This window comes from Shewanella sp. 1311 (assembly GCF_059338235.1).
Map to the genome: position 1 here is coordinate 397,373 of NZ_CM181686.1, position 18,206 is coordinate 415,578.

The 18,206-nt window shown below is 48.1% G+C and carries 14 protein-coding genes; 4 read left to right on the top strand and 10 right to left on the bottom strand.

The genetic code is table 11. The features are described from left to right. Positions 1 to 72 precede the first annotated feature (72 nt). Positions 73 to 705: a YchE family NAAT transporter gene (locus AC5YB3_RS01850; RefSeq protein WP_006081420.1), complete on the bottom strand. Its 633-nt coding sequence runs from the start codon at positions 703 to 705 to the stop codon at positions 73 to 75. Positions 706 to 1,023: 318 nt separating this feature from the next. Between AC5YB3_RS01850 and adhE the strand changes: the two genes are divergently transcribed. Next, positions 1,024 to 3,627: a bifunctional acetaldehyde-CoA/alcohol dehydrogenase gene (gene adhE / locus AC5YB3_RS01855; protein WP_494526438.1), complete on the top strand. Its 2,604-nt coding sequence runs from the start codon at positions 1,024 to 1,026 to the stop codon at positions 3,625 to 3,627. A 237-nt stretch (positions 3,628 to 3,864) separates the two neighbouring features. Here the strand turns inward: adhE and AC5YB3_RS01860 are convergent, their stop codons facing one another. The 4 genes from AC5YB3_RS01860 to AC5YB3_RS01875 all read right to left on the bottom strand — a co-directional run bounded on the left by AC5YB3_RS01860 (position 3,865) and on the right by AC5YB3_RS01875 (position 9,581). Continuing rightward, on the bottom strand, positions 3,865 to 4,800 hold the full coding sequence (locus tag AC5YB3_RS01860; RefSeq protein WP_494526439.1) for a M14 family metallopeptidase: 936 nt from the start codon (positions 4,798 to 4,800) through the stop codon (positions 3,865 to 3,867). Positions 4,801 to 4,962: 162 nt separating this feature from the next. After that, positions 4,963 to 5,421 (bottom strand): GNAT family N-acetyltransferase, encoded by a 459-nt coding sequence (locus AC5YB3_RS01865; protein WP_011846671.1) that lies wholly within the window; start codon positions 5,419 to 5,421, stop codon positions 4,963 to 4,965. A 242-nt stretch (positions 5,422 to 5,663) separates the two neighbouring features. Beyond that, positions 5,664 to 7,715 carry a dipeptidyl-peptidase 5 gene (locus AC5YB3_RS01870; protein ID WP_494526440.1) on the bottom strand — a complete coding sequence of 684 codons (2,052 nt, stop codon included), beginning with the start codon at positions 7,713 to 7,715 and terminating at the stop codon, positions 5,664 to 5,666. Positions 7,716 to 8,036: 321 nt separating this feature from the next. Continuing rightward, positions 8,037 to 9,581 (bottom strand): fumarate hydratase, encoded by a 1,545-nt coding sequence (locus AC5YB3_RS01875; RefSeq protein WP_107950202.1) that lies wholly within the window; start codon positions 9,579 to 9,581, stop codon positions 8,037 to 8,039. Between the two features lie 118 nt (positions 9,582 to 9,699). On the opposite strand from AC5YB3_RS01875, the gene pabB reads away from it, so the two are divergent. Next, the gene (pabB, locus tag AC5YB3_RS01880) at positions 9,700 to 11,112 is read left to right on the top strand and encodes an aminodeoxychorismate synthase component I (protein ID WP_494526441.1); all 1,413 of its coding nucleotides are present in this window, start codon (positions 9,700 to 9,702) and stop codon (positions 11,110 to 11,112) included. 31 nt (positions 11,113 to 11,143) lie between these two features. Beyond that, complete coding sequence (locus AC5YB3_RS01885) at positions 11,144 to 11,731, top strand: CoA pyrophosphatase (protein WP_006081413.1); 588 nt, start codon at positions 11,144 to 11,146, stop codon at positions 11,729 to 11,731. A gap of 44 nt (positions 11,732 to 11,775) precedes the next feature. Here the strand turns inward: AC5YB3_RS01885 and AC5YB3_RS01890 are convergent, their stop codons facing one another. After that, positions 11,776 to 12,111 (bottom strand): hypothetical protein, encoded by a 336-nt coding sequence (locus tag AC5YB3_RS01890; RefSeq protein WP_006081412.1) that lies wholly within the window; start codon positions 12,109 to 12,111, stop codon positions 11,776 to 11,778. 150 nt (positions 12,112 to 12,261) lie between these two features. Between AC5YB3_RS01890 and asnS the strand changes: the two genes are divergently transcribed. Next, positions 12,262 to 13,662 carry an asparagine--tRNA ligase gene (asnS, locus tag AC5YB3_RS01895; protein ID WP_006086433.1) on the top strand — a complete coding sequence of 467 codons (1,401 nt, stop codon included), beginning with the start codon at positions 12,262 to 12,264 and terminating at the stop codon, positions 13,660 to 13,662. Between the two features lie 253 nt (positions 13,663 to 13,915). Here the strand turns inward: asnS and AC5YB3_RS01900 are convergent, their stop codons facing one another. The 4 genes from AC5YB3_RS01900 to napA form a co-directional block, all read right to left on the bottom strand. Then, on the bottom strand, positions 13,916 to 14,281 hold the full coding sequence (locus AC5YB3_RS01900; RefSeq protein WP_494527213.1) for a DUF1801 domain-containing protein: 366 nt from the start codon (positions 14,279 to 14,281) through the stop codon (positions 13,916 to 13,918). Between the two features lie 341 nt (positions 14,282 to 14,622). Then, entirely contained in the window at positions 14,623 to 15,210 is a 588-nt protein-coding gene (locus tag AC5YB3_RS01905) for a cytochrome c3 family protein (protein WP_006081409.1), read from the bottom strand. Positions 15,211 to 15,218: 8 nt separating this feature from the next. Continuing rightward, positions 15,219 to 15,704 (bottom strand): nitrate reductase cytochrome c-type subunit, encoded by a 486-nt coding sequence (locus AC5YB3_RS01910; RefSeq protein WP_494526442.1) that lies wholly within the window; start codon positions 15,702 to 15,704, stop codon positions 15,219 to 15,221. Positions 15,705 to 15,714: 10 nt separating this feature from the next. Continuing rightward, complete coding sequence (gene napA / locus AC5YB3_RS01915; protein WP_494526443.1) at positions 15,715 to 18,204, bottom strand: nitrate reductase catalytic subunit NapA; 2,490 nt, start codon at positions 18,202 to 18,204, stop codon at positions 15,715 to 15,717. Positions 18,205 to 18,206 lie beyond the last annotated feature (2 nt).

The window sequence follows — 18,206 nt, forward strand, 5'->3', positions numbered from 1 at the left end:
AAACGCACGGGATAAACTCCAATGCGTTTCGTAAAAAGAAGGAAAAACTCAATTCTGCGGGGTAATACGACTCTAGCTAAAGAGCTGCGGGAATAATCCCTTTACACCAGCCGCAATCACTTCAATACCTATGGATAGCATCAACAGCCCCATAAGACGAGTAATGACGTTAATCCCCGTCTTACCCAAAATCTTATAGATGATGGATGCCATTCTAAACAGGCCAAAACTCACTAAACCAAACACAATCACAGTAATGAACATCGCAATGATGTTCGACAAAGAATTATGCTCAGCGGCAAAGACGATCACCGAACTGATCGCACCTGGTCCGGCCATCAGTGGTAAAGCCAAAGGCACAACCGCCACCGATTCCATCGCCGAGGATTCGCGGTCTTCCTCTTGGTTACGCTTCACTTCGCCTAACTTACCTTGCAACATTGACATCGCAATAATGGCAATCAGGCTGCCACCAGCAATTCTAAAGGCAGATAACGAAATGCTGAACATATTCAGAATGTGCTGACCCGCCACAATCGTGACTAAGAGGATCACCACAACCGCAAAGTTGGCCACTTTACCCGTGTGATTCCGCTCAGCTTCAGTTTGATGGCTGGTTAAGCTCACAAACACAGGCAACAAACCGACTGGGTTGATGATGGCAACTAGGCCAAGAAAAAATTTAACGTAAAGAGTTAACTCCAAGTTGCTATCCTTATGTGCGTGTCACGCCGTCTTCATCAAAATATGCTTGAGGGCAAGTATAGTATCTCAAGCGCTATTGACTGAAAAATGAGATTTTTGAGGTTAAATCACAACTTCGAATAATATTTAGTTATCGAAGCAGATGCATTTTCAACGCAATTTTCAACAAACAAGTTACCCTAAGTGTAGTTTTATTACATAAAAGCCCGATATTGTCGGTGGTGTCACACTTTCAACGCGGCTTTAGGTGTAATTTTCTACCATAAAGAGGATTTAGTGAATGCCTTGATTCACTAAATCTTTTTAGGAGTATTAATCATGACAGTGACCAATGCACAAGAACTGGATCTCATGGTCGAGCGAGTGGCGAAAGCACAAGCCGAGTATGCGACATTCAGCCAAGCGCAAGTCGATAACATTTTCCGCGCAGCGGCCCTTGCCGCTGCCGATGCGCGTATCTCGCTGGCGAAAATGGCCGCCGCAGAAACTCGCATGGGTGTCGTTGAAGACAAAGTGATCAAAAACCACTTTGCCTCTGAGTATATTTATAACAAATACAAAGATGAAAAAACCTGCGGGATTTTATCTGAAGACGTCACCTTCGGCACTATCACCATTGCCGAACCTGTGGGCATCATTTGTGGCATAGTACCAACCACTAACCCCACATCGACCGCGATATTTAAGGCCTTAATCAGTCTTAAAACCCGCAACGCAATTATCTTCTCGCCCCACCCAAGGGCCAAAGTTTCAACCACAACCGCAGCAAAATTAGTGCTGGATGCTGCCATTGCTGCGGGTGCACCTAAAGACATTATTGGCTGGATTGATGAACCAAGCGTCGCACTGTCGAATCAATTGATGACTCACTCTAAGATCAACTTGATCCTCGCAACTGGTGGCCCAGGCATGGTGAAAGCCGCCTACTCTTCCGGTAAACCCGCGATTGGCGTGGGTGCGGGTAACACGCCTATTGTTATCGATGAAACCGCCGACATCAAACGCGCGGTCAGTTCGATTCTCATGTCAAAAACCTTCGATAACGGCGTTGTTTGTGCGTCTGAACAAGCAGTGATTGTGGTTGACAATATTTATGAGCAAGTAAAAGAGCGCTTTATCTCTCACGGTGGCTACATGCTATCGAAGGATGAAACCGCGGCGATGCAGCAGGTCATTTTAAAAAATGGCGGTTTGAATGCCGATATCGTTGGCCAAAGCGCCGCCAGTATCGCGCAAATGGCGGGTTTTGAAGTGCCGCACTGGACTAAGGTTCTGATAGGTGAAGTCACCGACATTTGCGACAGCGAAGCCTTCGCCCATGAAAAATTATCGCCACTGCTTGGCATGTACCGCGCCATCGACTTTAACGATGCCATGGATAAAGCTGAAGCCTTAGTCGCACTTGGCGGCATTGGCCACACTTCAGGGCTTTATACCGACCAAGATACCCAAACTGAACGTGTGCATGCCTTTGGTTTTAGAATGAAAACGGCGCGTATCTTGATCAATACCCCTGCCTCACAGGGCGGGATTGGCGATCTGTACAACTTCAAACTAGCGCCTTCGCTGACGTTAGGCTGTGGTTCTTGGGGTGGCAACTCGATTTCAGAAAACGTTGGCCCGAGCCATCTGATCAACAAAAAAACCGTCGCTAAGAGGGCCGAAAACATGTTGTGGCACAAGCTTCCTGCATCCATCTATTTCCGCCGCGGCAGTTTACCCATCGCACTCGAAGAACTGAGCGATAAAAAACGCGCGCTGATCATCACCGACAGATTTTTGTTTAACCACGGTTATTGCGACGAAACCATGCGGATTTTAAAGGCCCAAGGCCTTGAAACTGAAATCTTTTACGATGTTGAAGCCGATCCCACTTTAGCAATAGTCCGTCAAGGCGCTAAGGTTGCCCAAAGCTTTAAACCCGATGTGATAATTGCGCTCGGCGGCGGCTCACCAATGGATGCGGCCAAAATTATTTGGGTGATGTACGAGCATCCCGATGTGGATTTTGCCGATTTGGCGCTGCGCTTTATGGACATTCGTAAACGTATCTACAAATTCCCTAAAATGGGCACCAAGGCCATGATGGTGGCAATTCCAACCACTTCAGGCACAGGCTCAGAAGTCACGCCTTTTGCGGTAGTGACAGACGAAATTACCGGTAAAAAATACCCGATTGCCGATTATCAACTCACGCCCAACATGGCGATTGTTGATCCTAATCTAGTGATGGACATGCCTAAATCTCTGACCGCCTTTGGTGGCATAGATGCGGTGACCCATGCTCTTGAAGCCTATGTCAGCGTGATGGCAAACGAATATAGCGACGGCCAAGCACTGCAAGCCCTCGACTTACTGTGCAAATATTTACCCGATGCGTACAACTTGGGCTCACAGTCACCTGTCGCCCGTGAAAAAGTCCACAATGGCGCCACCATCGCAGGTATCGCCTTTGCTAACGCTTTCCTCGGGATTTGCCACTCAATGGCGCACAAACTGGGCGCAGAGTTCCATCTCGCCCACGGTTTAGCCAATGCGCTGCTGATCAATAACGTAATACGCTTTAACGCAACGGATCTGCCCACTAAGCAAGCGGCCTTTAGCCAATACGACAGGCCAAAAGCCCTGTGCCGTTATGCTGCCATCGCAGATCACTTGAAACTAGGCGGAAAAACGGATGAAGAAAAAGTCGAAAAATTGCTTGAGAAAATCACACACCTCAAGACGACGATTGGCATTCCTGCTTCTATCCAAGAAGCCGGCGTCAACGAAGCCGACTTCCTCGCCAAGTTAGATGAATTAGCTGAAGATGCGTTCGATGATCAATGTACCGGTGCCAATCCACGTTACCCCTTGATTAACGAGCTGAAACAACTGTTCCTCGATAGCTATTATGGCCGTGACTATAGCGATAACAACTAGGCAATCGCCTAACGATGCTAAGCGCGTGCGAAATAAACGCAGCGCGACATAAATGAAAAAGCCCTCGAATGAGGGCTTTTTACTGCGTGATGTTCAGTGAATGATCTAATTAAGGAATCGATGCATTAATCGATCGCACGTAAAATCACTTCACTAGCCGCTAACTCAACTGGGCATCACTTAACTTACGATCACTAAGCTAATCACCACTTAGCAGAGCATTACAACAAACTACGACTAACGCTGCGCCAGTACATAATCGATGGCGCTGGTGATGGCCGCAACCTGCGCCAGATTACATTCGGCAGGCGTAGCCGTTGGGCTATCTGGGTACACTTCTGTCGTTGTGTTATAGATACAACCCGTGACACCGCTGCAAAGCCCTAATGACTTAAGCGGATAGTTAATCACTCCGTGTTGCACCACTGTCGAGCCAATGATCTCGCCTTTCTCGTCGGCAGGGGCAATATGGGTCACTTTGCTCACGCCATCGATAATGGCTTTTTGGAAAGCATCCATTGAATGTTCGGTATCGCCCACAGCATAAAAACCATCTGGAATAGTGCCTTTGTCATATTCAATGCCATCGCGGGCGCACAGCGCTGGGCGAAACTCTAATTCATCTGAATCTGTGGTTTCATGTAAATCCACATGCACTTCAAAACCTTGCTCAACTGAAGCAACTAAAGCCATCAAGGCCGCCGATTCTTCTGCAGGGCTATTGGCATAGAACGAACGGTTTGGATCGATAGCCTTTGGATTCCAGCGATTAATAGTCTCGTAACCCCAAGGACTCACACATACGGCAACCACTAAATTCACCCGTTGCACGTAATTCGCCACTTCATTCGTTAAAAAGGCCAATGCGCCATGCACACCGCTGGTCTCGTAACCATGCACGCCGCCAGTCACCAGCACGGTTGGCTTTTGTGGATCAAATTGTTGGCTTTTTACCGCAAATAATGGGTAACGCTCGGCGTTAATCGACAAAGCGCCATATTGCACAATGCCAAGCCCAAGCGCTGACAGCTCAGCTTCCATCGCCTTGAGTGGCGTCACGACATCGTCTTGATATGAACGCTTGATTTGGGTGCTCGCAAGCCATGCGGCTTTTTCAGCCTCGCCCCATTTCTCGCCAGCAGTGCCGATGGGATAAAATGTTAAATTTGCCATAATTCCTCTATTTTTAGTTCTATTCGGTAAAGTTCTTTTTATTCCAGCTCTTTTTATTCAAGTTCTGTTCGTTCAAGTTCTTTTCGCTCAAGCTTTTTCGTTGAATTGCTATTCAGTCGAATGATAGTGCTCGTGTTTGGATGATAAATGAGTACAGCCGACTCAAAGCGTCAGCTGCATGGGAATATCGCGGATGCCACCGCGTTCTCGCTCGGGTCCAAGGGGCACAAAGCCAAAGCCTAAGTACACAGCCTGCGCATTCAGCGCCGAGTTTACGGTAAATACGCCCGGATTGCCTTGAGCTACACACTGAGCTTTGGCATGTTCCCACAACATTCGCGCCACGCCTTGCCCCTGTGCATGGGAGGCGACAAAAAGATGGTATAAGTGGCTATTCGCCTTCATTCCCACTACGCCTGCGAGTTGGCCCGAGTCCGTTATGGCGACATGGTACTGATAACCCATAGCAAAGTAGCTACCAATCGCTTCTATCGACATGGCATTAACTAAAATTGTAGCGCCCTCTGCAGTGCAAGTTGGGGCAATAAAATCTTGGGTTAATTGAGTGAGCAATACGCTTATTTCAGGGATATCAGTTAAGGTTGCGGCTCGAATATTCATCTCAACTCCTTGATTAAAAATTAAAACCATTACATGGCGCAATAAAAAGCCAGAACAGAGTCCTGGCTTTTTAAGACGCTTGAACAAAAGACGCTTCGCGTAAAACCTTCAATAGTTAATCACATAAAACTACTCGCCGATGATAACCCTATCAGGGCGAGCCTTACGTCTTTTATTACACTGTCATTCACTGTTTGTTATTAAACTGTCTGTCATTCAACAGTCTGTTATTGTGCTGGCTGTTACTGCTTAGTCCAGCGGTCCATCCAACCTAACACATTGGCGTACCATTGCTCTAAGTTTTCAGGTTTTAAGATCCAGTGGTTTTCATCTGGGAAAATCAACAACTCAGATGGAATACCTTTACGCTGCATAAAGCTAAAGGCCGCTAAACCTTGATCATACGGAACACGGAAGTCTTTCTCGCCGTGGATCACCAACATGGGCGTTTTCCAGTTTTCAACATAATTAACTGGGTTAAACTTCTCATATAAGGCTTTGTTATCTGAGTAAGTACCGCCAAATTCATACTCAGGGAACCATAACTCTTCGGTCACATGGTACATAGAACGCATATCGAACAGACCTGCGTGGTCAACAAGACACTTGAAACCGTCGTTCCAGTTACCTTGGATCCAGTTCATCATGTAGCCGCCGTAAGAACCACCGAGCGCACAGGCGTTTTGCGGGTCGAGCCATTTTTGTTGTTGGCTCACTGCCGCTAGGCCTTTTTGCAGATCTTCTAATGGCTTACCGCCCCAATCTTGGCTGATAGAATCAGTAAAGGCTTGGCCGTAACCGGTAGAGCCGTGGAAATCAACCATGACAACGCCATAGCCCGCACCCGCCCATAACTGCGCGTTCCAACGACCGCTGAAGGCATTACCAAATGAACCCTGCGGTCCGCCATGCACTAAGTAGGCAATCGGGTATTTTTTGCCTTCTTGGAAGTTAGCCGGTTTGATCCAGTAACCGTAGACGTCTTCGTTATTCCAACCCTTGAAGCTGAACTGTTCAAACTTACCGAACTTGATCTCGGCTAACTTGTCTTTGTTCACTTCAGTCAGACGCTTAAGGCCTTGACCATCTGTGGTGATACTGTAGAGATCGCCTGGCTCAACTAAGGTTTTGCTGTCGAAAATCAGTTCATCGTTAGTGACCGCAATTAAGCTGTTTGTGCCATCGCTGTAGATAGAACGCACATCGCCAAATTGAGTATTCACTTGGAAAATAGACACTTGGCCTATGTCTTGCGCCGTGACATACAAGGTACGATTGTCAGGGGCAAACATCAGTGAGCTTGGGCTACGATCCCACAATGGCGCCACTTCTTTGGTTTGGCCAGTGGTAGTATCACGCAGCATGATGCCGTAACGATCCGCTTCAAAACCCGGTTTTTTCATCGCTAAATAGGCCATGTAACGGCCATCGCTCGAAAACGTTGGCTGTGCATCCCATGCGAGATTGTCTTTAGTTAAGTTAGTTGCGGCGCCGCCCGTGACTGGCACTTGCCACAAATCATAGTTAGTGGTCCAAGCTTGATCTTTGCTCGGCGCTTTAGCGCTATAAACGACGAACTTACCGTCTGGGGTGAAGGTCACTTCTTCCATACCCGAGAATGGTTTTGGCGGCGTTTCAGTGTCTAACCCTTGGGTGACATCAACAACTTTAGTCAGTTTTTCACCGTTGACTGCGCCAACAAATAAGTGGCTACGGGCGTGATCTTCCCAAGTGTCCCAGTGGCGAACCATTAACTGCTTGTATTCGCGGCCAGTCGATTTACGCTCAGATTCAGCGGTAAATTTATCCTTTGAGCAGGCTAAATCCTTACACGCTGGGAATACACGCATGCTGAGTACAACTTGTTTACCGTCGTTTGATAGTTTGTAACCATCTATATCCAAAGGTAAATCAGAAACTTGAACCGCTTCACCGCCCGTTAATGGCAGTTGGAATAGCTGGCTTGAACCGCTACGACCGGCAAGGAAATAAATCGACTTGTCGTCAGTGGCGAAACTCACATCGTGCTCAGTGCCCGCAGCAGAGGTCAGTTGTAACGGTTTCGCTTTCGTGTCAGTCAGATCCAATAGATACAGATCAGAACTGCCCTCTCCCTTATCGTTTACCGTTTTAAGACCATAAACTAATTTAGTGCCATCGTGGGACACAGTCGCAGAATGCATCTTATTGAGTTTAATGAGTTGTTGCACAGTAAAAGGCGTTGGATCGGCCGCTTGGGCTGATAACGCCAAGCCTGCGGCGCCGAGCGCCAATAGGAGAGGAGCTATTTTCATTGTTATGTCCGTCTTTTGTTGAACAAGTTCGAGGCTTGCAAATATTCGATAATCATCATTGCTGCAAACACGAATGTTAAAAACGATCTGAGATCGTATCTTTTGAAGATAAGCTTGCCACACTATCGAAACAAAAACGCTCAGGCAAGCCAAATGGCGAACCTGAGCGTATTTTTTTGTGACAAAATGTCAGTGGCGCAATGATTTGTCTAAGGAACTGATATCAGATTACCGAAGCAACCGATATCAGAGCGCAAATTTAAACGGCTTTGCTTAAAAAGCCATCAAGTTCAATCCGCTACGCCTTAGCTTCATTCCCACTTAGGCTTTCGCGTTGGCGATATTCACTTTCCAAATTGCTGGGCCAGTTTCATGGGCGTTCACGCCATTTGAATCCACAGCCACAGTCACTGGCATATCTTGCACGTCAAACTCGTAAATCGCTTCCATGCCTAAATCGGCAAAGGCCACAACGCGAGAATGTTTAATCGCTTTAGACACCAGATACGCAGCGCCGCCAACAGCCATCAGATAAACCGCTTTGTGTTTTTTGATCGATTCAACTGTCGCTGGGCCGCGCTCAGCTTTACCTATCATGCCCATCAAGCCCGTTTTCTCTAACATTAAGTCAGTGAATTTATCCATACGGGTTGCCGTAGTTGGTCCCGCAGGACCGACAACTTCAGCACCGACTGGATCAACGGGGCCAACGTAGTAAATAAATTTACCGGTAAAGTCCACGCCTTCTGGCAGACCTTCACCACTTTCGATGAGGCTTTGAATGCGCTTATGGGCCGCATCACGACCTGTGAGCATTTTACCGCTCAGCAGAATAGTTTCACCGCTCTGCCACTGCTCGATATCCGCTTGGGTCACAGTATCTAAGTTAACGCGGCGCACATCATCACCCACTTCACGGGTGATTTCTGGCCAATCTGACAATGATGGTGGCGTTAATTCAGCTGGACCTGAGCCGTCTAAATGGAAATGTACGTGGCGAGTGGCCGCGCAATTAGGGATCATCACCACAGGCTTTGAAGCCGCGTGGGTTGGCGCCGATTTGATTTTAACGTCTAACACTGTGGTTAAACCGCCGAGACCTTGGGCACCTATACCTAAGTTGTTCGCGCGCTCAAAAATGTCTAAACGCAGCTTTTCTTCGGTCGTTTGCGCGCCACGGGCCATCAACTCATGGATATCCACGCTTTCCATCAGTGCTTCTTTGGCTAATACGGCGGCTTTTTCTGCCGTACCGCCAATGCCGATACCCAGCATACCCGGTGGACACCAGCCTGCGCCCATCGTCGGTAACGTTTTTTCTACCCAAGCGGCGATATCATCAGATGGGTTTAACATCACCATCTTAGCTTTATTTTCACTGCCGCCGCCTTTGGCCGCAATCGCTACTTCGATGTGGTTGCCTGGCACCATGTCGATATGCACCACAGATGGCGTGTTATCTTTGGTATTTTTACGGCTGCCCGCAGGATCTGACACTATTGATGCACGCAGTGGGTTATCAGGATTGGTATAGGCACGACGAACACCTTCGTCGACCATTTCCTGAATTGTCATATCGGTTTTGTCCCATTGGACACCCATACCCACTTTAACGAAGGTGGTCACAATCCCAGTGTCTTGACACAGAGGACGCTTGCCTTCGGCCGACATACGCGAGTTAATTAATATCTGGGCAATGGCATCCTTCGCCGCCGCACTTTGTTCACGCTCATAAGCTTGGCTCATGGCATCAACAAAATCCTTCGGGTGGTAATAAGAGATGTATTGCAAAGCATCCGCCACACTTTCAATAAAGTCGGCTTGCTTAATCACAGAATTGACAGACATTTCATGGTTAGATGACATAGTAGGAGCGCTCCAGCAGCCTTTGCGGCCTAACTTATTTTGTTTAATTCTTTCTGGGCCAATATGATACTCTTTCCCATCTTTTTGGGCTACATCACATTTTGAATAGGGTTAATCGATGGCAATTAGGGCGTCAAAACAGCTTGCATCACGCCAACTTGACTGGACATTAAGCACCGCAGCACTGTTCGAACACTTTGCCAATGACCCATGGGCAATCCTGTTAGATTCGGCGAACGCGCCGCATCAGGACGCCAGATTTGACATCATTTGCGCCAATCCCATCGCAACATTAGTGACTCAGGGCGAGCGTAGCGATATAAAGCTCATCGATACGAGCTTGAGCTTACCCGAGGCGATGGACCCAAACCGTGATCCCTTCGACCTGCTCAACACTTTATTAAATCATTGGTATTCAAAATCTTTTGATTGCATTCTGCCCTTCAGTGGCGGCGCCATGGGCAGCTTTAGTTACGACTTAGGCCGTCGCATCGAATCCCTGCCAACAAGCGCCCAGCAAGATATTCAACTGCCGGAGATGAACATCGGCTTTTACGACTGGGCGTTAGTTTATGATTACCAAGCCCAGTGTTGGCATTTATTGCACTATTTAGGTGAAGCAGCACTCGACATTGAATTGAATAAAATTCAAGCTAAAATGGCGCATAAGCCAAATACCGCCGAATTCATGCTCACAATCCCATGGGCAGCACAAATCGATAAAGCCCAATACACGGCCAAATTTGAGGCAGTACAAGCCTATTTGCACAGCGGCGATTGCTATCAAATAAATTTAACCCAAAGATTTGAAGCTGGCTATCAAGGCGACGAATGGTCGGCCTATTGCCAACTGCGTAATGCCAATAAAGCGCCCTTCTCGGCCTTTATGCGTCTGCCACATAACGCAATTTTATCAATTTCACCTGAGCGTTTTATTCAACTTCGCGGTGATGATATTCAGACTAAACCCATCAAAGGCACGCTGCCGCGTCACGCGGATCCCGCGCTCGACGCCAAAGCAGCGAGCACCCTTGCCAGCTCGCCAAAGGATCGCGCCGAAAATGTCATGATTGTCGATTTGCTGCGTAATGATATCGGCAAAGTGGCAGCTGCTGGTTCGGTACGAGTACCGCATCTGTTTGAGATTGAAAGTTTTCCTGCCGTGCATCACCTTGTCAGTACAGTGACGGCTAAGCTTGATGCTAAGTACAGCGCCAGCGATTTGCTGCGCGCGGCGTTCCCCGGCGGCTCAATTACCGGCGCACCAAAAATTCGCGCCATGGAAATTATTGAAGAGCTCGAACCTTCACGGCGCAGTCTGTACTGTGGTTCTATGGGCTATATCAGCCAAGATGGCCAAATGGATACCAGTATCACCATTCGCACTATTGTGGCTGAGCAGGGGAAACTCTATTGCTGGGCGGGCGGCGGCATAGTGGCGGATTCTGAAGTGAATGCTGAATACCAAGAAACCTTCGATAAGATCAGCCGGATTTTGCCTTTGCTTGGCGCAGAGCCGCAAAAGCCGTAAGCTTTCATACTAAACAGTAACGAGAACGTCGATGGATCAAGCGGAATTTAGACTCAGATTTAATCTGCACCCTTTAGCGCTGCAAGATCCGGCGGCCTTCCCACACCTTGGACTGCGCAAAGCCGCGGTGTTGATCCCGCTGCAGGATATCAACGGTGAACTGAATCTAATTTTGACTCAAAGACCGATGCACCTTCGCGCCCATCCAGGACAGATCAGTTTCCCCGGCGGTAAAATTGAGCCCTACGATGTCGATGCAATTGCGGCTGCGTTAAGGGAAGCTGAAGAAGAAATTGGATTATCGCGGTATAACGTCGATGTGGTGGGCACATTTCCGGCCCACAATACCTTTACCGGATTTGAAATCACGCCCGTGGTCGGCATTATCAAGCAGGCCTTTGATTGGAAACTCGATCCCGGTGAGGTAGCCGATTGCTTTACTGTGCCATTAAGCTTTTTTATTGAGCCGAGCAATCGCCACCAAAAACGCTTTTTACGCCAAGGGCGCTACTACAGCGTGCATTTTATTCCCTATCAACAACGCTTTATCTGGGGCGCGACCGCCGCCATTATCGACCATCTGTGCCGCCAGTTAAGCATTCCTGCCGATATTCTCTGACTTAATTTACCATCGCTAAACCGTTAAAAAGCCAACTGGCTAATTTAAACCACCAAGTGAATATACAAACCGGCGACAATCGAGGTTAACAGCAACATGGGAATGTTAAACCAATATCCCATACGGCTATGGTGGGCGACATAATAGTTAAACGCTAAACTGACCAAACTAATGCCGCCACAGGTCCAAATCAAATACTGTAATAACTGGGTTTCGTGTGGATCCCAATGGACTCTAAATGTCGCGCCACGGCTTAAATAATCGCCGACTTCGCGGTCAGGCCTCGCATCACCGAACACTAATAACGCATAGACGGCCAACGCCCAGCCTAAAATGGATAATGTCGCGAGGATAATTTGAAATATTCTAACTTTACTCATACTGCCTCCCGCCGTTTAACTAACTATATCGCTAAATATCGGTAATATTAGCCTCAGGATACCTTTTTCAGCTTGAGAAAAGCCACCAGCAAGGTAATATAAACCTCCAAAATTTTCATATAAAACGTTTCGTTGGAGAATTAAGCAACAATGAGCATCGCATCTGTCGCATCTGTATTTAAAGGTGAGCACGCCGTCGGTTCTAAAGTCACAGTTCGTGGCTGGGTCAGAACCCGTCGTGACTCTAAAGCCGGCATCTCTTTTTTAGCTGTTTATGACGGCTCTTGCTTTAATCCTATCCAAGGTGTCGTGCCCAATAGCTTAGATAATTACGACAACGAAGTGTTAAAGCTGACTGCGGGTTGTTCTGTTGTGATGACAGGCGACGTGGTGGAATCTCCAGGCGCAGGTCAAGCATTTGAGCTGCAAGTGACTGAACTTGAAGTCGCGGGCTGGGTTGATGATCCAGACACTTACCCAATGGCCGCTAAGCGTCACTCGATTGAACATTTACGCGAATTAGCTCACTTACGCCCACGCACTAACATTATTGGTGCCGTTGCCCGCGTGCGTAACTGTTTATCCCAAGCGATTCACCGCTTCTACCACGAAGAAGGCTTTATTTGGGTATCGACCCCACTTATCACCGCCTCTGACTGTGAAGGTGCCGGTGAAATGTTCCGCGTATCGACCTTAGATATGGAAAACCTGCCACGTACTGATGCAGGAAAAGTCGATTACGATAAAGATTTCTTCGGTAAAGAAGCTTTCCTAACCGTATCTGGCCAGTTGAACGCTGAAACCTACGCCTGTGCACTGTCAAAAGTGTATACCTTTGGCCCGACTTTCCGTGCTGAAAACTCAAACACTAGCCGCCACTTAGCGGAATTCTGGATGGTTGAGCCTGAAGTGGCCTTCGCTAACTTAAACGACATCGCTGGCCTTGCCGAAGCTATGTTGAAATACGCATTCAATGCCGTATTGACTGAGCGTATGGACGATTTAACCTTCTTCGCCCAGCACGTTGATAAGACAGTGATCGACCGTCTGCAATCTTTCGTTTCAAGCGATTTTGCACAAGTGGATTACACAGATGCGGTTGAAATTCTGCAAAACTGTGGCAGAACCTTCGAGTTCCCAGTGTCTTGGGGTATCGACTTATCTTCTGAGCACGAGCGTTACTTAGCCGAAGAACACTTCAAAGCCCCTGTGGTAGTGAAGAACTATCCGAAAGATATCAAAGCCTTCTACATGCGCTTAAACGATGACGGTAAAACAGTTGCCGCGATGGACGTGTTAGCCCCAGGTATCGGTGAAATCATCGGTGGGTCTCAACGTGAAGAGCGTTTAGACGTGCTGGATATGCGTTTAGCCGAAATGGATCTGAACCAAGAAGATTACTGGTGGTACCGTGATATGCGCCGTTATGGCACAGTGCCACACGCAGGTTTTGGTCTAGGGTTTGAGCGTTTAGTGTCTTACGTGACGGGCGTTAACAACATTCGTGATGTTATCCCGTTCCCACGTGCACCGCGCACTGCGAACTTCTAATATCCTTTTGATTGGGCTTGTGACTCTTTGGGGAGTAACAAGCTCAACATTAGAATATAACCTAAGGCGTCGCTATTGAGCCTTAGCAAAACAAAAAAAGAGCTGAATATTCAGCTCTTTTTTGTTTCTGCGCTTTTGCTAGCATGCTTAGCTAATACTCTGAGCTAATACCATGAGTTAGCACCATAAATTATCATCACGACCTAACACTATTACCTAACATCATAAGGCGAAACAGCCACTCATTCGCTTGTTACTTATCCTCTTGATGCAGCGCCTGCGTGATATATTCCGCCACGTGTTTGGCAGTAATATCATCAGTTGAAGTTAACTTGATATGGCGGCGAAATTTGCCACTGCCTTCGAGTACCTTGTGTGGATCGCTAAGTTTTGCGCCCAAGCTAAACTCCAATGACACATGTTGTTTATAGGCGAACACCCCACCAAAAGCGCTCTTCGCGCTAAAGAGTATTCCACCGTACTTAACAGTTTCAGAGATATCGAGCGAGGATACGGCGGCAGTGGCGTTAACGGTTTGGCGCACGCCCTGCACGATTTCAAGCAAGCTCGGGCTCATAAAACCGATGTCTTCTAAGAGTTTTTCAAGTTGTTCATTCATCATCGCCTCCTGCGTAATAGCATTTTCCATAGCGGCCTTTCCACAATGACCTCTATCACCCAATAATGATTCTCTGTCGATTGTATCCTGTGCAGTGAACTGAATAAAACCCCGTCAGGCACTCATAAACAAAATCAATCGCTTGAACGTTATCTCAGCATGCCAAGTACCAAGTGAAGTCGCAATGCCGTGCTGCCATTACAATCAATAAAAAGGCCAAGCAGGTATGCTTGGCCTTTGGCTGGAGATGCCTAACTAACCTTAAGTAACACTAAGCAATATCAAGAAGTAACACGAGACTAAGTCACGCTAAGCCACACGAGGTCTTACTCTGTTTAAGATTAAAAGCCCTTCACACCTGCCATATCGGGGAGATGGTGAGCAATCCCCTTGTGGCAATCGATACAGGTCTTTTCGCCGCTCGCCAGTGACGTTGAGTGCATCTGCGCCGCTCTGGGTGATTGGCGGGTAAAGTCCATGTAAGTGAAGTTATGGCAGTTACGGCACTCGAGCGAGTCATTGGCCTTTAATCGCGCCCACTCATGCTCAGCCAGTTCACGCCGTTTACTTTCAAACTTGTCACGGGTGTTAATCGTACCGAAAACCTTACCCCACACTTCCTTAGATGCCTGCATTTTACGGGCGATTTTATCGGTCCAGTTATGCGGCACATGGCAGTCAGGGCACGTTGCCCGCACACCACTGCGGTTAGTGAAGTGAATTGTCGTCTGTAACTCTTGATAGACATTGTTTTCCATTTCATGGCAACTGATACAGAAGGCTTCCTTGTTGGTCGCTTCAAGGGCAGTGTTAAAGCCGCCCCAGAAAATCACTCCAGCCACAAAGCCACCTAAGGTCAAAAAACCTAAACTGTAATGCACACTCGGACGATTAAGTACCTGCCAGATTTTTTTCAGTTTATCTAACATGCTAACTCCTAGTGTTTTTTCTGCTCAGTGTTGGCTTTGATCAGATGTTCCATGTCCACAAAGTCATTTTCGACCAGTAGCTTGGCATCCAACTGCGGCACATGACACTGAGTGCAGAAATAGCGGCGCGGCGATAATGTGGCTAAGAAGTTATTATCCCTATCCATAAAATGCGTGACGCTGACCATAGGTGCTTGGGATTCCCCAATGCGGTTGCGGGCATGACAGGCCATACATTTGTTCACTTTAAGATCGAGCTGATAACTGTCGATCTTGTGCGGGATCACAGGCGGCTGCATGGGGTAGCTGCGCACTTCCTTCACATCGGTATTACGCACGTTTTGCATCGCCGGCGGCGTCGGTTCTACATCAATTGGCGCTTGTCGCAGGGTCGCTATTTTTTCGTCGGGAATACTGGCGGCAGATACGCTCGTCATCATCAATGAACCGAATGCCAGTAAACCGATCGCTGAGACTAATTGTAGAGTTTTCATCGTGTTCTCCTTAAACCTTGACGATCTTCACCGCACATTTTTTAAAGTCAGTTTGTTTTGACAAGGGATCTGTCGCATCTAAAGTGACTTTATTAATGAGCTGGCTAGCATCGAACCAAGGCACAAACACTAAGCCCACAGGCGGTTTGTTACGGCCACGGGTTTCAACTCGGGTCTTAATTTCACCACGGCGTGACACCACACGAATTTCATCGCCACGGCGCAGACCGCGCTTCTTGGCATCTTCTGGATGCATAAAACACACGGCATCAGGGAAAGCGCGATAAAGCTCAGGCACACGTTGGGTCATAGAACCTGAGTGCCAATGTTCCAGCACTCGGCCCGTTGATAACCAAATATCGTATTCTTCGTCTGGCGACTCGGCGGCGGGCTCATAGGGCAGCGCAAAGATCACCGCACGGCCATCGGGATGACCATAAAACTCAAAGCCTGTGCCCGCTGTCACGTAAGGATCGCTCCCCTCGCGGAAACGCCACTTGGTTTCTTTGCCATCGACCACAGGCCAACGCAGACCATGGGCCTCATGATAGGCATCAAACGGCGCTAAGTCATGGCCATGACCACGGCCAAAGGAGGCGTACTCTTCAAACAGACCTTTTTGCACATAGAAGCCAAAATGTTTCGCTTCATCGTTCAGATACTTAGGATCGGCATCGGCCAACGGAAACTTATCGACATGGCCATTTTGATACAGGACTTCGAAAAGCGTTTTACCTTTGAACTCAGGGTTCGCCGCTAATACATCCTTGGGCCACACTTCATCTGTGGTGAAACGTTTCGCAAATTCCATCAACTGCCACAGATCCGAATGCGATTCGCCCGGCGCTTGCACCATTTGATGCCAGAACTGAGTACGGCGCTCGGCGTTACCGTAAGCGCCCTCTTTTTCAACCCACATCGCAGTGGGCAAAATCAGATCGGCAGCTTGGGTGGTGACGGTAGGATAAGCATCGGACACCACGATAAAGTTTTCGGCATTACGATAGCCCGGCAACCCTTCTTCGTTGATATTCGGACCCGCCTGCATATTGTTATTCACTTGTACCCAATAGCAGTTCAAGTCACCGTCTTTAAGGCGGCGGTTTTGCTCAACGGCGTGATAACCGGGTTTGGGCGGAATGATGCCGCTTGGAATTTTCCACGTTTCTTCGGCACGTTTTCTGTGCTCGGGATTGGTCACCACCATGTCGGCGGGTAGACGATGGGAGAAAGTCCCGACTTCACGTGCCGTGCCACAGGCCGATGGCTGACCGGTCAGCGAAAATGGGCTGTTACCTGGGGTTGAAATCTTACCTGTTAACAAATGGATGTTGTAAATCAGGTTATTACACCACACACCACGGGTATGTTGGTTAAATCCCATGGTCCAGAACGACGTCACTTTGACATTGGGATCGGCATATAACTTAGCCAATTCGATCAGTTTATCTTCTGGCACCCCAGACAGTTTACTGACTTTCTCGACGGTATATTCGGCAACAAAGGCTTTGAAGGCTTCAAAATCAATTGCCGTTGAATCCCCTGCGGTTTTCACATTTTTAGCTTTTTGCTCAAGGGGATGAGTCGGACGTAAACCGTAGCCGATATCAGTCGTGCCTTGGCGGAAATTCACGTGCTTTTTAACGAAATCCCAGTTTACTTTATCGTTTTGAATAATGTAGTTAGCAATAAAGTTCAACATGGCCAAATCCGTTTGCGGGGTGAACACTATCGGAATATCCGCCAGATCGAAGGAGCGGTTCTGGAAAGTCGATAACACAGCCACTTTGACATGGGGTTCACTCAAGCGTCTGTCAGTCACTCGGCTCCACAGGATCGGGTGCATCTCAGCCATATTCGAGCCCCAAAGCACGAATGCATCGGCGGCTTCCATATCGTCATAGCAGCCCATAGGCTCGTCGATACCGAAGGTACGCATAAACCCGACCACGGCTGAAGCCATACAATGGCGTGCATTAGGGTCGATATTGTTTGAACCAAAGCCCGCCTTCATCAACTTAACCGCGGCGTAACCTTCCCACACAGTCCATTGCCCTGAGCCAAACATGCCCACTGCCGTTGGCCCTTTGGCTTTAATGGTTTCTTTCCACTTTTGCGCCATGATGTCGAAGGCGCTGTCCCAGCTTATCGGCGAAAACTCACCGTGCTTGTCGTACTTGCCATCCGTCATTCGCAGCATGGGCGTGGTTAAGCGATCGCTGCCGTACATGATCTTCGACAGAAAATAGCCTTTGATACAGTTAAGACCACGGTTCACTTCACTGTTGGCATCACCATGGGTGGCGACCACTTTGCCGTCGCGGGTAGCGACAATCACAGAGCAGCCTGTACCACAGAAGCGGCACGGCGCCTTGTTCCACTCTAATTTGGTTTGTTCTGAGCTGGTAATAAGGTTGCTTGCGCCTGCGGGCAAAGCTAAACCTGCGGCCCCTGCGGCGGCAATCACCGCATTAGCCTTAATAAAGTCACGTCTGTTCATAT